Genomic DNA, 14912 nt, shown 5'->3' on the forward strand with positions numbered 1-14912 from the left:
TTGCTTGAATTATGCGGAAAAATGCCTCCGCCGGCGATCCAAAGAACCGCCCGCGGAGAGGGCATGCCGGAACCAACGTTGGCTCTTGCCTGTCGGCTTGCGTGGTCCGAATTCGGCGATGTAGCCGCTTAGGCGGCGTCGCGGACCTTCTGGATGCGCGAGCGGATCGCCTCGATCATCGTCTCGCGGATGATGGTCTCGCCATGCGTTTCACGCATATGCTCGACAGCGCGGCGCATGACCTCCGCTTCTTCCTCAGCGCGCGTATGCCAGTCACAGCCGGGAACCAGCGATCCACATTGAAATTCCTTCATGGGGATTTTCCTTTCCTCGCGACGGGGCTGCTCAGCCAGAGCGCTCCAGCCATTTGTCTTTATGCAATCCCGCCCAAAGCCGATGCGCGTTTTCGCAGGATTGCCCGGATGGATATCAATAACACACGCCGCCGCTTTCGGTTGCACGAAGAAGTGGCCGGGGGCGGTCGGCGCGGTAAAAGCATGAAACGAAGGGCGAAGCACTGGTGCTTCGCCCTTCGCGCCGCCTGAGCCTGCTATGCCTCGCCGGGCGGTTTCCTGGAATTGCTCCAGCCGCTACTTCATGATCTTGACGGCTTCGGCAATTTTTTTCTTGCCGCTCATGTCCCAGGACACGCGAACCTTCTCACCGGCCTGAATGCCGGGATCCTTGAAGGCCTTGGACAGGGTGAAGGTCGATCCGTTGTCCAGAACAAGGCTCATGGCCGTCCCGTCAAAGCTCTTCACGGTTCCCGTAGTGTGCTTGACCGCCGCGAACGCGGCGCCACCGGAGGCGAGAAAAGCGACGGTTGCCGCCGTCACGATAAGCTTGCGCATGGCATGCTCTCCTGGAATGAAGGCGCCTGTTGGATCAGGCACCCCTCTTTGCTCAGGGCCGTCAAGTCGCGTCGAGTCGCGGTCGTGGGACGCGATGATCGCCACCTCTGCCGCCGGCGCTTCCCGGCCCCAACCTTAAATAACTCAATTTTTTCAAAAGGATATTAGACGAAAAAGATATCTGTCCGCCACATTGCCTGCCAAGATTCGGCGAATGGGACAGCAATGCGGCCGCCGCCGCGATCACCGGATCGTTACGGCCATTTTACCTCGGGCGGCAGGCTGGACAGGATCGAGTCGACATTGCCCCCGGTCTTCAGGCCGAAGATGGTGCCGCGATCGTGAAGCAAGTTGAATTCGACGTAGCGGCCGCGCCGGATCAGCTGTTCGTCGCGCTCGCCGTCGGTCCAGTTCTGGTTGAAGTTGCCCCGAACCAGATGTGCGTAGACGACGAGGAAGGAACGGCCGACATCCTGAACGAAATTCAGATCGGCGTTCCAGCTGCCCTTGTCCTCGTCCGAATGCAGCCAGTCGAAGAAGATACCGCCGATGCCGCGCGGCTCATTGCGGTGCGGCAGGAAGAAGTACTCGTCGCACCAGGCCTTGAATTTCGGGTAGTCGGCGACGGCGGCGTTCTTCTCGCAGGCGAACTGCATGGCGCGGTGGAAGGCGATCGTGTCGGGATCGTCCTGGGTGCGGCGGCGGTCGAGCACCGGCGTCAGATCGGCGCCGCCGCCGAACCACTGGCGCGTGGTGACGACCATGCGCGTGTTCATGTGCACGGCCGGCACGTTGGGGTTCCAGGGATGCGCGATAAGCGAAATGCCGCTGGCCCAGAAGCGCGGGTCCTCCTCGGCGCCGGGAATCTGCTTCCTGAATTCGGGCGAGAATTCGCCATGGACGGTCGAAGTGTGCACGCCGACCTTCTCGAAGACGCGGCCGCGCATCATCGACATCGTGCCGCCGCCACCGCGGCCTTCGTCGCGTTCCCAGGGAGTCTTTTCGAAATGGCCCGGCGACCATGACGCTTGCGGGCCGGTGAGTTCCTGCTCGATCTGCTCGAAGGTGGCGCAGATACGCTCGCGCAGCGCTTCGAACCAGAGGCGGGCCTTCATCTTCTTCTGTTCGATGTCGGCCGGCAGCCCCACCGGAAGGTCAGGTCGTTCCAATTCAGTCTCCAGCTATGGGCGCACTTGCCTGACAAATGACTCGTTTTTTCTGCGCGCGATCCCTAATCTCTTAAAGACAAGGGTCAAGTCCTGTCTGACCAAGGTGCAAAGGAGTTCCTTCGTGCGCACCCCGGCAAGACCGCCGCTGGATGGCTTGAAGAAGAGGCTGGAGCGCTCGCGCGGCGAGCGCGCAAACCTGCCGCGCGACGGTTTCCTGCGCGAGACCTTCGTGCTGCCGCGGCCGGCGGCGCGCCTCAAGGCCAAGGAATGGTTTGAGCGCTTCCCGAAGCAGGCCTATTGGACCGAGATCGAAAGCTGGTTCGAACGTCCGGGCGATGTGATCGAGTTCACCATGCGGCGGCTGCCGGCGGCGGATTGAGCATCAACCTACCACCAACCGCCTCGCGCCCGTTCCCTCCTTGGCCAGCCGGTCTTCCTTGTTCCTCAGCGGGCATTTGTCGATCGACATGCAGCCGCAGCCGATGCAGTCGGTCAGGCCGTCGCGCAATTTCTTCATCTGGGCGATCTTGTGGTCGAGCTCGTCGCGCCAGGCCGTCGAAAGCAGGTTCCAGTCCTCGCGCGTCGGGGTGCGTTCTTCGGGCAGGGACTGGAATGCTTGGGCGATGTCGGCAAGCGAGATCCCGACCTCCTGGGCGACGCGGATGATCGCCACGCGCCGCAGCACATCGCGGCCGTAGCGGCGCTGGTTGCCGGACGTGCGATGGCTGCGGATCAGCCCACGCGCCTCGTAGAAATGCAGCGCCGATACCGCGACGCCGCTGCGCATGGAGACCTGGCCGACCGTCAATTCCCTCACCGGAGCCATTTTCGAATTCCCGCTTGACCTTAAGTTAAGTTGAGCTTGTAGCGAAGGGAGGACGATATGGCAAACGCAGGAGAAGGCGATGTGCGCCTGGGTGAAAATGATGGCGGAAGGGACAGCCGTTCGGGATAGCGAGGAAACCCGACGCGTCCTAGCCGAGCTGGCGGAGCGCTTCGCCCGCGACCATGGCGACCGACAGCGCGACATTGATGCTGCGCGCGCCCGGCCGCATCGGAATGGTCAGTCGGGCATCCGCCGCTTGATGGACTTCTTCCGTGACGCCGGCGGACTCGCGGCCGAACAGAAGAATGTCGCCGGCGGCGAAAGCAAAGCCGGTATAGGCGGTCGCGGCCTTGGTGGTGAGCAGCACCAGGCGGCGCGCATGCGCTTTTCGCCATTCCTCGAAGGCGTGCCAGTCGGCATGGCGGGTGAGCGCCGCCATTTCGAGGTAGTCCATGCCGGCCCGTTTCAGCGCGCGGTCGGAGAGCGGGAAGCCGGCCGGCTCGATGATATCGACACCGATGTCGAGGCAGGCGGCGAAGCGCAGGATTGTCCCGGTGTTGCCGGCGATATCCGGCTGGTAGAGCGCGATGCGGAGACGATCGTTCATTTTCGCATCCTGCTAATAAGTGGCAGATCGGCCACAGGCATCTCCGGCTTTCGGCGATTTCTGGACTGGCGGGTGGCCATTTTCTGCGAAGTCGAGTATATGCCCACCATCGTCAACCCGAACCGAATGGAGGGGAATACATGATGACCATGCACATCCAGCGCCTCTCCTGGGCTCTCGTATGCCCAATGGCGGTTTCGGTACGACGATTCTTCTGACACTTTAAGTCTTCATCGCACCGATTCCCGCCGAACCCAGTTTTCGGCTCTCGAAGGAATCTTGCGATGTTTTTCAAACTGCCAAAGGGGCGCCGCGCCCCAGCCGAACGTGTCGAGAGCGACGCTTGCCGCGTCCCGATCGACGCTTGCCGTCCGGTCCCGGACGATTCGATCCGTGCCCTCGGTCGAATGCCGGTGATCGAGGCCGTGTCACCCTTTTTAACGCATTTGCATATGGAGGACGGACCAATGTTCGATCCCTACAAGATACCGGGGTCAAGAAGCCTGCATGAACGCAAGGCGGCGACCTGGGCGCTGCTGATCGGCGAGACCTATTCGTCGGCGGTGCATGCCGAGGAACGGCGCAGGCCGCATCGCGGCATGCTGCCGGATGTCGATTTCTCGCGCGCGGTGCCCGATCACAGCCGGCCCACGCTGGTGCGCCGGATCATCCGCTTGATCCGGCCGGGCGACAGGAACCGGGCAGGCTCCAGCTTTTCGTCGGGAGGCTCGGGGCCGTCAGGATCGTCGAGCGAGCCTGTCGGCGAAAAGCCGGCGAAACCCTATATTGCGCGAAGCAGGGCCGGCGATGCGGATGATTCCGTATCGCCGGCCCGTCGCGGCGCGCGGTCGAAAAGCCTTGCCCATCAATCCCGCGCCGCGTGAGCGCGCATAGCATTGTGAGTGCCTGGAAATGTTCCGCTGGTTTGAACAGAGGCTCGATCCGTTTCCCGCCGCGGAGCCGGTCGAGCCGCCGAAGACGCTGGTCGCGTTTTGCGTGCATTACACGCGCGGCGCATGGCCCTACATCATCCTCGATGCGGTGCTGGTGACGGCGATCGCCTTCACCGAAGTGTGGATGTTCGGCTTCCTCGGCCGCATCGTCGACTGGCTGTCGGCGCAGAACCGCGAAACCTTCCTGCAGACGGAGAGCTGGAAGCTCGCCGGCATGGCTTTCGTCGTGCTGTTCGCGCTGCCGGGCACGGTCTGGCTGCATTCGCTGCTCAACCAGCAGACGCTGATGGGCAATTATCCCATGCGCATCCGCTGGCAGGTGCATCGCTATCTGCTCAAGCAGTCGATGGCCTTCTACCAGGACGAGTTCGCCGGCCGCATCGCCACCAAGCTGATGCAGACGGCGCTTGCGGTGCGCGAATGCGTGATCAAGCTGATCGATGTCTTGAACTACGTCATCGTCTATTTCATCGGCATGCTGTTCATCGTCGGCTCGGCCGATTGGCGGTTGGCGGCGCCGCTTGCCGTCTGGCTGGTCGGCTATATCGGGCTCTTGCGCTTTTTCATCCCGAGACTGGGCAAGGTCGGCGAGGAGCAGGCCAATGCGCGCTCGACCATGACTGGGCGCGTCGTCGACAGCTACACCAACATCCAGACGGTGAAGCTGTTCAGCCACGCGCGCCGCGAGGCGACCTTTGCCAGGGAAGGCATGGCGAGCTTCCTTGACACCGTCTACCGCTCGATGCGGCTGGTGACGGTGCTCTATGGCCTGCTCTACATCCTGAACTCGCTGCTTTTGTTCTCCGTGACCGCGATCTCGCTTTGGCTGTGGCTCGGCCAGGCGGTGACGATCGGCGCCGTCGCCGTGGTCATCGGCCTGGTGCTCCGAATGTGGGGCATGTCGCAGTGGATCATGTGGGAAATGTCCGGGCTGTTCGAGAATATCGGCACAGTGCAGGACGGCATCCAGTCGATCTCGCTGCCGCGCCTGGTCGAGGACAAGCCGGGCGCCAAGGACATCGCCGTCAGCCAGGGTGAAATCCGTTTCGACGACATCCGCTTCCATTACGGCAAGCAGAAGGGCGTCATCGAGAACCTGTCGCTCACCGTGAAGCCTGGCGAGAAGGTCGGCATTGTCGGCCGTTCCGGCGCCGGCAAGTCGACGCTGGTCAATCTGCTGCTGCGCTTCTACGACCTCGAAAGCGGCAGGATCCTCGTCGACGGCCAGGAGATCGCGGCGGTGACGCAGGATTCGCTGCGTGCCCAGATCGGCATGGTGACGCAGGACACCTCGCTGCTGCACCGGTCGGTGAAGGAGAACATCCTCTACGGCCGGCCGGACGCGACCGACGAGATGCTGGTCGAAGCGGCGCGGCGGGCGGAGGCGCTCGATTTCATCGGCGGGCTTTCGGACCACAATGGCCGCAAGGGCTTCGACGCCCATGTCGGCGACCGCGGCGTCAAACTGTCCGGCGGCCAGCGGCAGCGCATCGCGATCGCCCGCGTCATGCTGAAGGACGCACCCATCCTGATCCTCGACGAGGCGACCTCGGCACTCGATTCGGAAGCCGAGGCGGCGATCCAGGAGAACCTCTACAAGCTGATGCAGGGCAAGACCGTCATCGCCATCGCGCACCGTCTGTCGACCATCGCGGCGATGGACAGGCTCGTCGTCATGGACAAGGGCCGCATCATCGAGGAAGGCTCGCATGAGGAACTCGTCGCGAGGGGCGGGCTCTATGCCCAGCTCTGGCAACGTCAGTCCGGCGGCTTCCTGCTCGATGAAGGGCCGGCCGAGTCCGACGCCAAGGCGACCGAGATAGCGGCGGAGTAACGCGATCGCGATTGACATCAAGGTTACGGCGATTGCCGGGAATCGATCCCGGGCGTAACCACGGCATGGCCAGAGGCCCTGCCTGGACCTGCTCAGAGGCCTGCCGGCGACCAGATCGGGCGCCGGCAGGTTTGTGGCCTCCACGAGAGAAAAATGTTCGACCGCATCTTCACCTGGTTCGAAAGCCGTTATTCGCCGGTGGCGCTGGCCGACGACCGGCAGCCGCCAATGGGGCTTTGGCGGTTCTACTGGTATTTCATAAGGCAGTTTCGCGCCGCCTATCGGCTGCGCATGATCATCGTTGCCGTGGCGGCGATCGTGGACGCGATGCTGCCGATTTTCGTCGGCCTGATCGTGGGCCTGCTCTCCAGCACCAAGCCGGGCGATTTCTTCGCCGCGCATGGGCCGCTGCTCTTGCTGATGGCCTTCGTCGTGCTGCTGCGTCCGCTGTCGATGGTCGTCGATGCGCTGATCCGCAACCACGCCATCGCGCCCAATCTCATCGACCTCATCCGCTGGCAGAGCCATTGGCATGTCGTGCGCCAGGACTGGTCCTTCTTCCAGAACGACTTTGCCGGCCGCATCGGAACCAAGGTCATGCAAAGCGGCGATTCGGTGGAGATGAGCGTCAACCTCACCGTCGACGCCGTCTGGTATGCGCTGGTCTTCGTCGCCGTCGCTATCGTGGTGCTGGCGCGGCTCGACCCGCTCCTCCTGGCTGTCGTGGCGGTGTGGCTGGTGTTCTATTGCCTGATCTTCTGGTCCGCGATGCCCAGGATCACGCAACGCTCGTCCCAATTGTCGGAGCGGTGGTCGCAGGTGAGCGGCCGCATGGTAGACAGCTACACCAACATCCTGACGTTGAAGACATTCTCGACCGGCGAGCACGAAGACAAATATGTCTCGCAGGCGGTAGTCGAGCACGCCGACACGTTCTACCGGCTGATGCGCGTTTTCACGCTGATGTGGTCGGCCCTGTTCGTGCTCAACGCGGCGCTGCTCATCGCCGTGAGCTGGCTGGCGCTTGCCGGCTGGAACGCCGGCGCCATGACCACCGCGGCCGTGGCGACGGCGATACCGTTCGCGCTGCAGATCGCCAACATCTCCGGCAGGATCCTCGATGTCGGCGCCAACGTCTTCCGGCAGATCGGCGTCGCCAGCAACTCGATGACGACGATCGCGCGGCCGATCGTCATGCAGGACCAGCCTGACGCGCCGGCCCTCGTCGTGACCGCCGGCGGCATCGAGTTCGACCGGGTGAACTTCAACTACTGGCGCAAGGACGGCAAAGGCGGCGTCATCGACGATCTGTCGCTGAAGATCGCGCCCGGCGAGCGGGTCGGCCTGATCGGCCGTTCGGGGGCCGGCAAGTCGACGCTGGTCAATCTCGTGTTGCGGCTGTTCGACGTGCAGGATGGCAAGGTGCTGATCGACGGGCAGGACATCCGCAACGTCTCGCAGGAGAGCGTTCGCGCGGCGATCGGCTTCGTCAACCAGGACACCTCGCTCTTGCACCGGTCGGTCCGCGAGAATCTCAAATATGGGCGCCAGTCGGCCAGCGACGAGGCGATGGTCAGCGCCGCCAAAGCCGCCCAGATCGACGATGTGATCGCCGGGCTCACCGATCCGCATGGACAGAGAGGCTATGAGGCGCTTGTCGGCGAGCGCGGCGTGAAGCTCTCAGGCGGCCAGCGGCAACGCATCGCGATTGCCCGCGTTATGCTGAAGGACGCGCCGATCCTCATTCTCGACGAGGCGACGTCCGCGCTCGATTCGGAAGTGGAGGCCGCCATCCAGGAGAACCTCTACAAGCTCATGCAGGGCAAGACCGTCATCGCCATTGCGCACCGGCTGTCGACCATCGCGGCGATGGACCGGCTCGTCGTCATGGACATGGGCCGCATCGTCGAGGACGGCTCGCATGAGGCGCTGATCGCCAAGGGCGGGCTCTACGCACAGCTCTGGCGGCGCCAGTCGGGTGGCTTCCTGCTGGAGGAAAAGCTCGTCGCCGACGATCTGCCGACGAAAGGTGAAGCCGCCGAATGATGCAGGCCATCTATCGTTGGTTCGAGCACTGGGTCTACCCGTTCCGCGAGCCCGCCAATTTGCGGCCGCCTGCCAGCGTCGGCGGCTTCCTCTGGCACTATGTCGGACAGGCGAAGCTCGCCTTCTTCGCCATGCTGATCATCGGCGGCATCGCGCCTCTGGTCGAGGCAGGCCTGTTCTATTTCGTCGGCAGGCTGGTCGACATCCTCGACCAGTTGCCCGGCGAACGCAGCTGGCATGCGCTTTGGGCCGCGGCCGGCCCCGAGCTCTTGTTCATGGGCGCGGTGGTGCTCGTCATCCGCACGGCCGTCGTCGGCCTGTCGGCGCTGGTCGACGAACAGACGATCACGCCAGGATTCTACAATCTGGTGCGCTGGCAGGCGCACCGGCATGTCTCGCGCCAGTCCTATGCCTTCTTCCAGAACGATTTCGCCGGCCGCATCGCGACAAAAGTCTGGCAGGCGGGGCAGGCGACGGGTGACCTGATGGAGAGCTTCATCGAGGTCATCTGGTTCATGATCATCTATACCGTGACGACGCTGGCGCTGGTCGCCGGCCTGGACCTCAGGCTGGCGGTTCTGGTGGTGGTCTGGATCGCCGTGTTCGGCTGGCTGGCCAAACTCTATCTGCCGCAGATCCGCAAGCATGCCGAGGCGACCGCCGAGGCCGGGTCGATGATCACCGGCCGCATCGTCGATTCCTACTCCAACATGCAGACGCTGAAGCTGTTCTCGGTGGATGGCGACGACCGCTACATCAGGAACGGTTTCGACATCTATCTCGACGCGCTGCGGCCGTTCACACGCCGTCTGACCGGCGTGCGCATGGCGCTGACGACGCTGTCGGGCGTCATGATCACCGTGATCGCCGGCTTCGCCATCTATCTGTGGGTCGAGGGTTCGATCACGGTCGGCGCTGTCGCCTTCACGCTTTCTCTCGTCCTCAGGCTCAACATGCTGCTCGGGCGGGTGATGATGCAGCTCAACGGCATTCTGAGAAACCTCGGTGTGCTGGAGAATTCCAAGGCGATGATCTCGCAGCCGCTTGGCCTCACCGACGCGCCGGATGCGAAGGAACTGGTGGTTGCCGGCGGCCGCATCGACATCAGCAACGTCACCTTCCATTACGGCAAGGGGGCAGGGGTGCTCGACGGCATCGACCTTGTCGTGCATCCGGGTGAGAAGGTCGGCCTTGTCGGCCCGTCCGGCGCCGGCAAGACGACGTTGGCCAATCTGATCCTGCGCCTGTACGACCTCGAAGGCGGCCGGATCCTGATCGACGGCCAGGACATCGCCGGGGTCACGCAGAACTCGCTGCGCGGCAATATCGGCGTCGTCAGCCAGGAAACGGCGCTGTTCCACCGCTCGCTGCGCGACAACATCAAGCTCGGCATGCCGGATGCCACCGACGCGCAGGTGATCGCCGCGGCAAAAAAGGCCGAGGCGCATGACTTCATCCTGGGGCTGCGCGACACCAGGGGCCGCGCCGGCTACGAGGCCTATGTCGGCGAGCGCGGCGTGAAACTCTCCGGCGGGCAGCGGCAGCGCGTGGCGATCGCACGCGTCTTCCTCAAGGATGCGCCGATCCTGATCCTCGACGAGGCGACCTCGGCGCTCGATTCGGATGTCGAGGCGGCGATCCAGGAGAATCTGACCCGGCTGATGGAGAACAAGACCGTGATCGCCATCGCGCACCGGCTGTCCACCATCGCGGCACTAGACCGGCTGGTGGTGCTCGACGGCGGGCGCATCGTAGAACAAGGCACGCATGACGAGCTGGTCGCGCTCGACGGGCTCTATGCGCGGCTCTGGAAACGGCAGTCCGGCGGCTTCCTGTTCAACGAGGAAAGCGCGCTGGCAGAGACGCGGCCGGCGGAGTAGAACGGCGTCATGTCGGTACGCATGCCCACCAATTTCGGACGCTCAAGCGCGCAGGAAAGCGCGCTCGACTTGCTCGGCCACGAAATCCTCGCCGAAAAGGCCGCTGCGCTCGGCCGCGCCGGACAGCGTGTGGAGGAAACCCTTGCCAGATTGCGCGAGGGTGGCGAAGGCGAGCATCACAACCGGCTGCTGAAGGAAGCTGCCGCGGCCGTGCACGCCTATTTCATCCAGCGCGAGCTTTGCGGTCTGCGAAAGCACGATGCGGTTATCAGGGAATACGACATTCCGAGAGCCGTGCTGGTCAGGCTCGGGGCCAGCTAGGAATCCGGCAAGCTACTCCAGCCATTCGGTGATGAAGTGGCCGTTCTCGTGGATGTCGGTGCTCTCGAGCGGACCGGGGCCGAGATTGGTGAATTTGTGCGGCGTGCCGGGCGGCACGATCAGGATCTGGCCGGCGGTGGCCTTGATCTCCTGGTCGCCGATGGTGAACAGGCCGGTGCCGGAGCGGATGACGAAGATCTCCGCATAGGGGTGCTTGTGCAGGCGCGGGCCGCCGCCGATCGTCGACTGATAGTTGAAGATCAGGCAGGAATTGGCGCCGAACTGGCCGCATTGCAGCTCGCCTTTCCAGCGGTCGGGGGCTTCGGCCCAGCTGTCGCGTTCAATGACATGCGCCATGGCGGCAGAATAGACCGGGCCAAGAGCCGATGTCGAGGCGAACGCGGACCCGATTTCGCCCGTGATTCCGCGGTGTTTCGCCCTGCCAAGCAGCCCAGCGAGGACACGCCGGCGACCGCCGCGGCGCAACCCCGCGACAATCTGCCCTTGTGGCCTCACCCCGCTGGACAAAAAGGGGCCGCACGCATAAACCGAAAATCCAAATGCCGGAGGAATTCGCTAGCCTGTTCGCCATGCGCTGTCGGGCAGGTGCGATTGAGCGGGGACAAGGCTCGGCCTCCGGTTAGGAAGAGGCGAAAGGATCAGGCACCCGTGAGCGCAACCGACATCCACGATCCCAACCGTCGCGATTTTCTCTACGTAGCCACCGGCATGGCCGCCGTTGTCGGCGCCGGAGCCGTCGCGTGGCCGTTCATCGATCAGATGCGCCCCGACGCCTCGACGCTGGCGCTGGCCTCGGTCGAGGTTGACGTCTCCTCCCTGCAGCCCGGCTCTTCGCTGATCGTCAAGTGGCGCGGCAAGCCGGTGGTGGTGCGCAACCGCACCGAAAAGGAAATGAAGGACGGCGAAGCCGTCAATCTCGCCGATCTCAAGGACCCGATCGCGCGCAACGCCAACCTGCCGTCCGATGCGCCGGCGACCGACGCCAACCGGACCACGCCCGGCAAGGAGGCCTGGATGGTGATGGTGCAGGTCTGCACCCATCTCGGCTGCATCCCGCTCGGCCAGGAAGGCGATTTCGGCGGCTGGTTCTGCCCGTGCCATGGTTCGCAATACGACACCGCCGGCCGCATCCGCAAAGGCCCGGCGCCGGAGAACATGGCGATCCCGGTATTCAAGTTCATTTCCGATACCAAAATCCTTATCGGTTGAGGCAGGGGACATTATCGATGAGCGAGGGACACTCGACCTATACGCCCAAGACCGGTATCGAGCGCTGGTTCGACGCGCGCATGCCGCTGCCGCGGCTGATCTATGACAGCTTCGTCGCCTATCCGGTGCCGCGCAACCTCAACTACATGTGGACGTTCGGCGGCATCCTGTCGATCATGCTGGTCTCGCAGATCCTGACCGGCATCGTGCTGGCGATGCACTACACGTCCGATACCAATCTCGCCTTCGATTCGGTCGAGAAGATCATGCGCGACGTGAATTCGGGATGGCTCCTGCGCTATCTGCATTCCAATGGCGCCTCGTTCTTCTTCGTCGCCGTCTACATCCATATCTTCCGCGGCCTGTTCTACGGCTCCTACAAGGCGCCGCGCGAGCTCTTGTGGATCCTCGGCTGCATCATCTACCTCCTGATGATGGCCACCGGCTTCATGGGTTATGTGCTGCCCTGGGGTCAGATGAGCTTTTGGGGCGCCACTGTCATCACCGGCTTCTTCAGCGCCATTCCGCTGGTCGGCAACTGGATCCAGCAGCTGCTGCTCGGCGGCTTCGCGGTCGACGATCCGACGCTGAACCGCTTCTTCGCGCTGCATTACCTTTTGCCGTTCATGATCGCCGGCGTCGTGGTGCTGCACATCTGGGCGCTGCATGTCGTGGGCCAGTCGAACCCGACAGGCATCGAGGTCAAGTCGAAAACCGACACCGTTGCCTTCACGCCCTATGCGACCATCAAGGACGCGTTCGGCATGATCGTGTTCCTGTTCTTCTTCGCCTATTTCGTGTTCTATCTGCCGAACTATCTCGGTCACCCGGACAATTACACGGTCGCCAACCCGCTGAAGACGCCGGCCCATATCGTTCCGGAATGGTACTTCCTGCCGTTCTACGCGATCCTGCGCGCCATCACCTTCAACATCGGCCCGATCAACTCCAAGCTCGGCGGCGTGCTGTGCATGTTCGGCGCCATCGCCATGCTGTTCCTGGTGCCGTGGCTCGACACCTCCAAGGTGCGCTCGGCGGTCTATCGTCCGTGGTACAAGCTGTTCTTCTGGCTGTTCGTGGCCGACGCCGTCCTGCTCGGATGGCTGGGCTCGCAGCCGGCGGAAGGCGCCTACGTGTTCATGGCGCAGATGGCGACGCTGTTCTACTTCGCCTTTTTCCTGGTCATCATGCCGGTGCTCGGCCTGATCGAGACGCCGCGCAGGCTGCCGAACTCGATCACCGAAGCGGTGCTGGAAAAGAACAAGGGCGGCAGCGGACATCCGGCAGGCGCGACCGCCGCGCCGGAAACCAAGGGCTGAGAATCTGAGGGGATTTTGGGTATGAAAAAGATTCTCACCTCGCTGGCGCTGCTCGGCCTGGTGGTCGCGGGTACCGCTGCCATCGCCGCCGAAGAGGAACACAACCCGGCCGCGCCGACGCATTTCCCGATCAACGAACCGAAGGAAATGAGCTGGAGCTTCGCTGGTCCGTTCGGCACCTATGACAAGGCGCAGCTGCAGCGCGGCCTCAAGGTCTACAAGGAAGTCTGCTCGGCCTGCCACTCGATGAACCTTGTAGCGTTCCGCACACTGGAAGGGCTTGGCTATTCGGAGGCGCAGATCAAGACGCTGGCCGCCGGATACACCATCCATGACGGCCCGAACGACGCCGGCGACATGTTCGACCGTCCCGGCAAGCCGTCGGATCACTTCCCGGCGCCGTTCCCGAACGAGCAGGCCGCGGCTGCCGCCAATGGCGGCGCCGCCCCGCCGGACATGTCGCTGCTCGCCAAGGCGCGCGGCGTCGAGCGCGGCTTCCCGCGCTTCATCTTCGATATCTTCACCCAGTATGCGCAGGGCGGCCCGGATTACATCCACTCGCTGCTCACCGGCTACGACCAGACGCCGCCGGCCGGCATGGTGATCCCGGAAGGCACGCACTACAATCCGTACTTCCTGTCCGGCGTGTCCTTGAAGATGCCGAAGCCGCTCTCGGACGGCCAGGTGACCTATGACGACGGCGCGCCGCAGACCGTCGACCAGTATGCCCGCGATGTCGCGGCGTTCCTGATGTTTGCCGCCGAGCCGCATCTGGAGGACCGCAAGAAGACCGGCTTCCGCGTCATGGTCTTCCTGCTGCTCTTCGGCGCGCTGGTCTACATGACCAAGCGCAGGGTGTGGGCCGACGTCGCGCACTGAGGCGCGACCAAATCGTAAAGCTTCAAAGGGCGCCCCTCAGGCGCCCTTTTGTATTTCGGGACCACGATGACGGCCCTGTCACATGGCCGTCATCGCGCGCGGCGATCCTGCCTTGCCCTCATCAAAGGATCGCACCCATGAAAAGATACGCATCCCTCGCGGCCGGTTTCCTGCTGCTCATCACCGGATACACTGCCCATGCCGACGAGGCTCAGCCTTTCGTCACCAACAAGGATATCGACCTGACGATGATCCTGCCGCCGCCGCCGGCGAACGACTCCGCCGAGACGAAGGCTGAGCTTGGCGAAGTGCTGACGCTGCAGATGACGCGTACGCCCGAGATGGAAAAGCGCGCCATCGCCGATGCCGAGGAGAATGTCTGGCGGTTCGCAGATGTCATGGGGCCGAAGTTCAACAAGGAAACGCTGCCGAAGTTCAGCGCCTTCTTCGATCGCGTGGTGGCCACGGAAGGCGCCGTCGTCGATCCGGCCAAGGATGTCTGGAGGCGTCCGCGCCCGCATCAGCTCAGCGATCTGGTCAAGCCGGTCGTCAAGCTGTCGAACTCCGGTTCCTGGCCGTCGGGCCATGCCACGGTCGGCACCATGATGGGCATTATCCTCGCCGACATGGTGCCGGAAAAGCGCGCCGAGATCATGGCCCGCGCGGCCGAATATGCGCATAACCGCGTGGTCGGAGGCATCCACTATCCGTCCGACATCGAGATGGGCAAGATTTCGGGCAGCGTGATTGCCGCGGTCCTGCTCAGCCGTCCCGATTTCAAGGCCGAGTTCGAAGTGGCGCGCTCCGAACTGCGTTCGGATCTCGGCATGTAGTTGCAAGGTAAGCGCCTGCTTTTCGAAGGGCGCTTTCGCGCGCGCCCTTTTTGTTATGGCGGAGGCCGGTCGGCACCGATGCTTTGCCGGATGTGCTTGTCTCTGGCGCGACATCGCGGTAGCCCTTGTCGGTCGCGTCGGGCAGCAATGGCCGACGCCGCCAA

General features: G+C 63.5%; 16 protein-coding genes. 10 read left to right on the forward strand and 6 right to left on the reverse strand.

Annotated features, from left to right (window positions below):
* Positions 1-128: 128 nt before the first annotated feature.
* The 3 genes from EN862_RS03730 to hemF form a co-directional block, all read right to left on the reverse strand.
* Entirely contained in the window at positions 129-314 is a 186-nt protein-coding gene (locus tag EN862_RS03730) for a DUF1059 domain-containing protein (protein WP_040989704.1), read from the reverse strand.
* Positions 315-590: 276 nt separating this feature from the next.
* Positions 591-851 (reverse strand): DUF1344 domain-containing protein, encoded by a 261-nt coding sequence (locus EN862_RS03735; protein ID WP_127864841.1) that lies wholly within the window; start codon positions 849-851, stop codon positions 591-593.
* Between the two features lie 254 nt (positions 852-1105).
* On the reverse strand, positions 1106-2020 hold the full coding sequence (hemF, locus tag EN862_RS03740; RefSeq protein WP_127864496.1) for an oxygen-dependent coproporphyrinogen oxidase: 915 nt from the start codon (positions 2018-2020) through the stop codon (positions 1106-1108).
* Between the two features lie 121 nt (positions 2021-2141).
* On the opposite strand from hemF, the gene EN862_RS03745 reads away from it, so the two are divergent.
* Entirely contained in the window at positions 2142-2399 is a 258-nt protein-coding gene (locus EN862_RS03745) for a hypothetical protein (protein ID WP_127864497.1), read from the forward strand.
* A 3-nt stretch (positions 2400-2402) separates the two neighbouring features.
* Here the strand turns inward: EN862_RS03745 and soxR are convergent, their stop codons facing one another.
* Positions 2403-2846 carry a redox-sensitive transcriptional activator SoxR gene (gene soxR / locus EN862_RS03750; protein ID WP_127864498.1) on the reverse strand — a complete coding sequence of 148 codons (444 nt, stop codon included), beginning with the start codon at positions 2844-2846 and terminating at the stop codon, positions 2403-2405.
* Positions 2847-2994: 148 nt separating this feature from the next.
* Positions 2995-3453: a tRNA (cytidine(34)-2'-O)-methyltransferase gene (locus tag EN862_RS03755; protein WP_127864499.1), complete on the reverse strand. Its 459-nt coding sequence runs from the start codon at positions 3451-3453 to the stop codon at positions 2995-2997.
* Between the two features lie 467 nt (positions 3454-3920).
* Here EN862_RS03755 and EN862_RS03760 point away from each other — a divergent pair, with 467 nt between their 5' ends.
* From EN862_RS03760 to EN862_RS03780, 5 genes are all read left to right on the forward strand, one after another.
* Positions 3921-4337, forward strand: coding sequence for a hypothetical protein (locus EN862_RS03760; protein ID WP_127864500.1), 417 nt, complete (start codon positions 3921-3923; stop codon positions 4335-4337).
* A 28-nt stretch (positions 4338-4365) separates the two neighbouring features.
* Positions 4366-6240, forward strand: coding sequence for an ABC transporter ATP-binding protein (locus EN862_RS03765; RefSeq protein WP_189400957.1), 1875 nt, complete (start codon positions 4366-4368; stop codon positions 6238-6240).
* 153 nt (positions 6241-6393) lie between these two features.
* A complete protein-coding gene (locus EN862_RS03770; RefSeq protein ID WP_127864502.1) occupies positions 6394-8286 on the forward strand; it encodes an ABC transporter ATP-binding protein in 1893 nt (630 codons plus the stop codon).
* Positions 8283-10166, forward strand: coding sequence for an ABC transporter ATP-binding protein (locus EN862_RS03775; protein WP_127864503.1), 1884 nt, complete (start codon positions 8283-8285; stop codon positions 10164-10166). The genes EN862_RS03770 and EN862_RS03775 overlap by 4 nt, the downstream gene beginning before the upstream one ends.
* Positions 10167-10175: 9 nt before the next feature.
* Positions 10176-10487 (forward strand): DUF6665 family protein, encoded by a 312-nt coding sequence (locus EN862_RS03780; RefSeq protein ID WP_127864504.1) that lies wholly within the window; start codon positions 10176-10178, stop codon positions 10485-10487.
* A 12-nt stretch (positions 10488-10499) separates the two neighbouring features.
* Here EN862_RS03780 and EN862_RS03785 read toward each other — a convergent pair whose 3' ends face one another.
* Positions 10500-10844, reverse strand: coding sequence for a cupin domain-containing protein (locus EN862_RS03785; RefSeq protein ID WP_127864505.1), 345 nt, complete (start codon positions 10842-10844; stop codon positions 10500-10502).
* Between the two features lie 312 nt (positions 10845-11156).
* Between EN862_RS03785 and petA the strand changes: the two genes are divergently transcribed.
* The 4 genes from petA (at position 11157) to EN862_RS03805 (ending at position 14748) form a co-directional block, all read left to right on the forward strand.
* Positions 11157-11717, forward strand: coding sequence for a ubiquinol-cytochrome c reductase iron-sulfur subunit (gene petA, locus EN862_RS03790; RefSeq protein ID WP_042647595.1), 561 nt, complete (start codon positions 11157-11159; stop codon positions 11715-11717).
* 17 nt (positions 11718-11734) lie between these two features.
* Entirely contained in the window at positions 11735-13036 is a 1302-nt protein-coding gene (locus EN862_RS03795; RefSeq protein ID WP_127864506.1) for a cytochrome b N-terminal domain-containing protein, read from the forward strand.
* A gap of 21 nt (positions 13037-13057) precedes the next feature.
* Positions 13058-13915, forward strand: coding sequence for a cytochrome c1 (locus tag EN862_RS03800; RefSeq protein ID WP_127864507.1), 858 nt, complete (start codon positions 13058-13060; stop codon positions 13913-13915).
* 137 nt (positions 13916-14052) lie between these two features.
* Positions 14053-14748 (forward strand): phosphatase PAP2 family protein, encoded by a 696-nt coding sequence (locus EN862_RS03805; protein ID WP_127864508.1) that lies wholly within the window; start codon positions 14053-14055, stop codon positions 14746-14748.
* Positions 14749-14912 lie beyond the last annotated feature (164 nt).

The organism is Mesorhizobium sp. M2E.F.Ca.ET.219.01.1.1 (assembly GCF_004016445.2).
Lineage (GTDB): Bacteria > Pseudomonadota > Alphaproteobacteria > Rhizobiales > Rhizobiaceae > Mesorhizobium.

Bases quoted from the DNA above. Each gene is read 5' to 3' on its own strand.
- EN862_RS03785 (WP_127864505.1), bottom strand. From the start codon at position 10,844: ATGGCGCATGTCATTGAACGCGACAGCTGGGCCGAAGCCCCCGACCGC.
- EN862_RS03735 (WP_127864841.1), bottom strand. From the start codon at position 851: ATGCGCAAGCTTATCGTGACGGCGGCAACCGTCGCTTTTCTCGCCTCC.
- EN862_RS03760 (WP_127864500.1), top strand. From the start codon at position 3,921: ATGTTCGATCCCTACAAGATACCGGGGTCAAGAAGCCTGCATGAACGC.
- EN862_RS03730 (WP_040989704.1), bottom strand. From the start codon at position 314: ATGAAGGAATTTCAATGTGGATCGCTGGTTCCCGGCTGTGACTGGCAT.
- EN862_RS03780 (WP_127864504.1), top strand. From the start codon at position 10,176: ATGTCGGTACGCATGCCCACCAATTTCGGACGCTCAAGCGCGCAGGAA.
- EN862_RS03805 (WP_127864508.1), top strand. From the start codon at position 14,053: ATGAAAAGATACGCATCCCTCGCGGCCGGTTTCCTGCTGCTCATCACC.
- soxR (WP_127864498.1), bottom strand. From the start codon at position 2,846: ATGGCTCCGGTGAGGGAATTGACGGTCGGCCAGGTCTCCATGCGCAGC.
- EN862_RS03795 (WP_127864506.1), top strand. From the start codon at position 11,735: ATGAGCGAGGGACACTCGACCTATACGCCCAAGACCGGTATCGAGCGC.
- EN862_RS03765 (WP_189400957.1), top strand. From the start codon at position 4,366: ATGTTCCGCTGGTTTGAACAGAGGCTCGATCCGTTTCCCGCCGCGGAG.
- EN862_RS03775 (WP_127864503.1), top strand. From the start codon at position 8,283: ATGATGCAGGCCATCTATCGTTGGTTCGAGCACTGGGTCTACCCGTTC.
- EN862_RS03770 (WP_127864502.1), top strand. From the start codon at position 6,394: ATGTTCGACCGCATCTTCACCTGGTTCGAAAGCCGTTATTCGCCGGTG.
- EN862_RS03800 (WP_127864507.1), top strand. From the start codon at position 13,058: ATGAAAAAGATTCTCACCTCGCTGGCGCTGCTCGGCCTGGTGGTCGCG.
- EN862_RS03755 (WP_127864499.1), bottom strand. From the start codon at position 3,453: ATGAACGATCGTCTCCGCATCGCGCTCTACCAGCCGGATATCGCCGGC.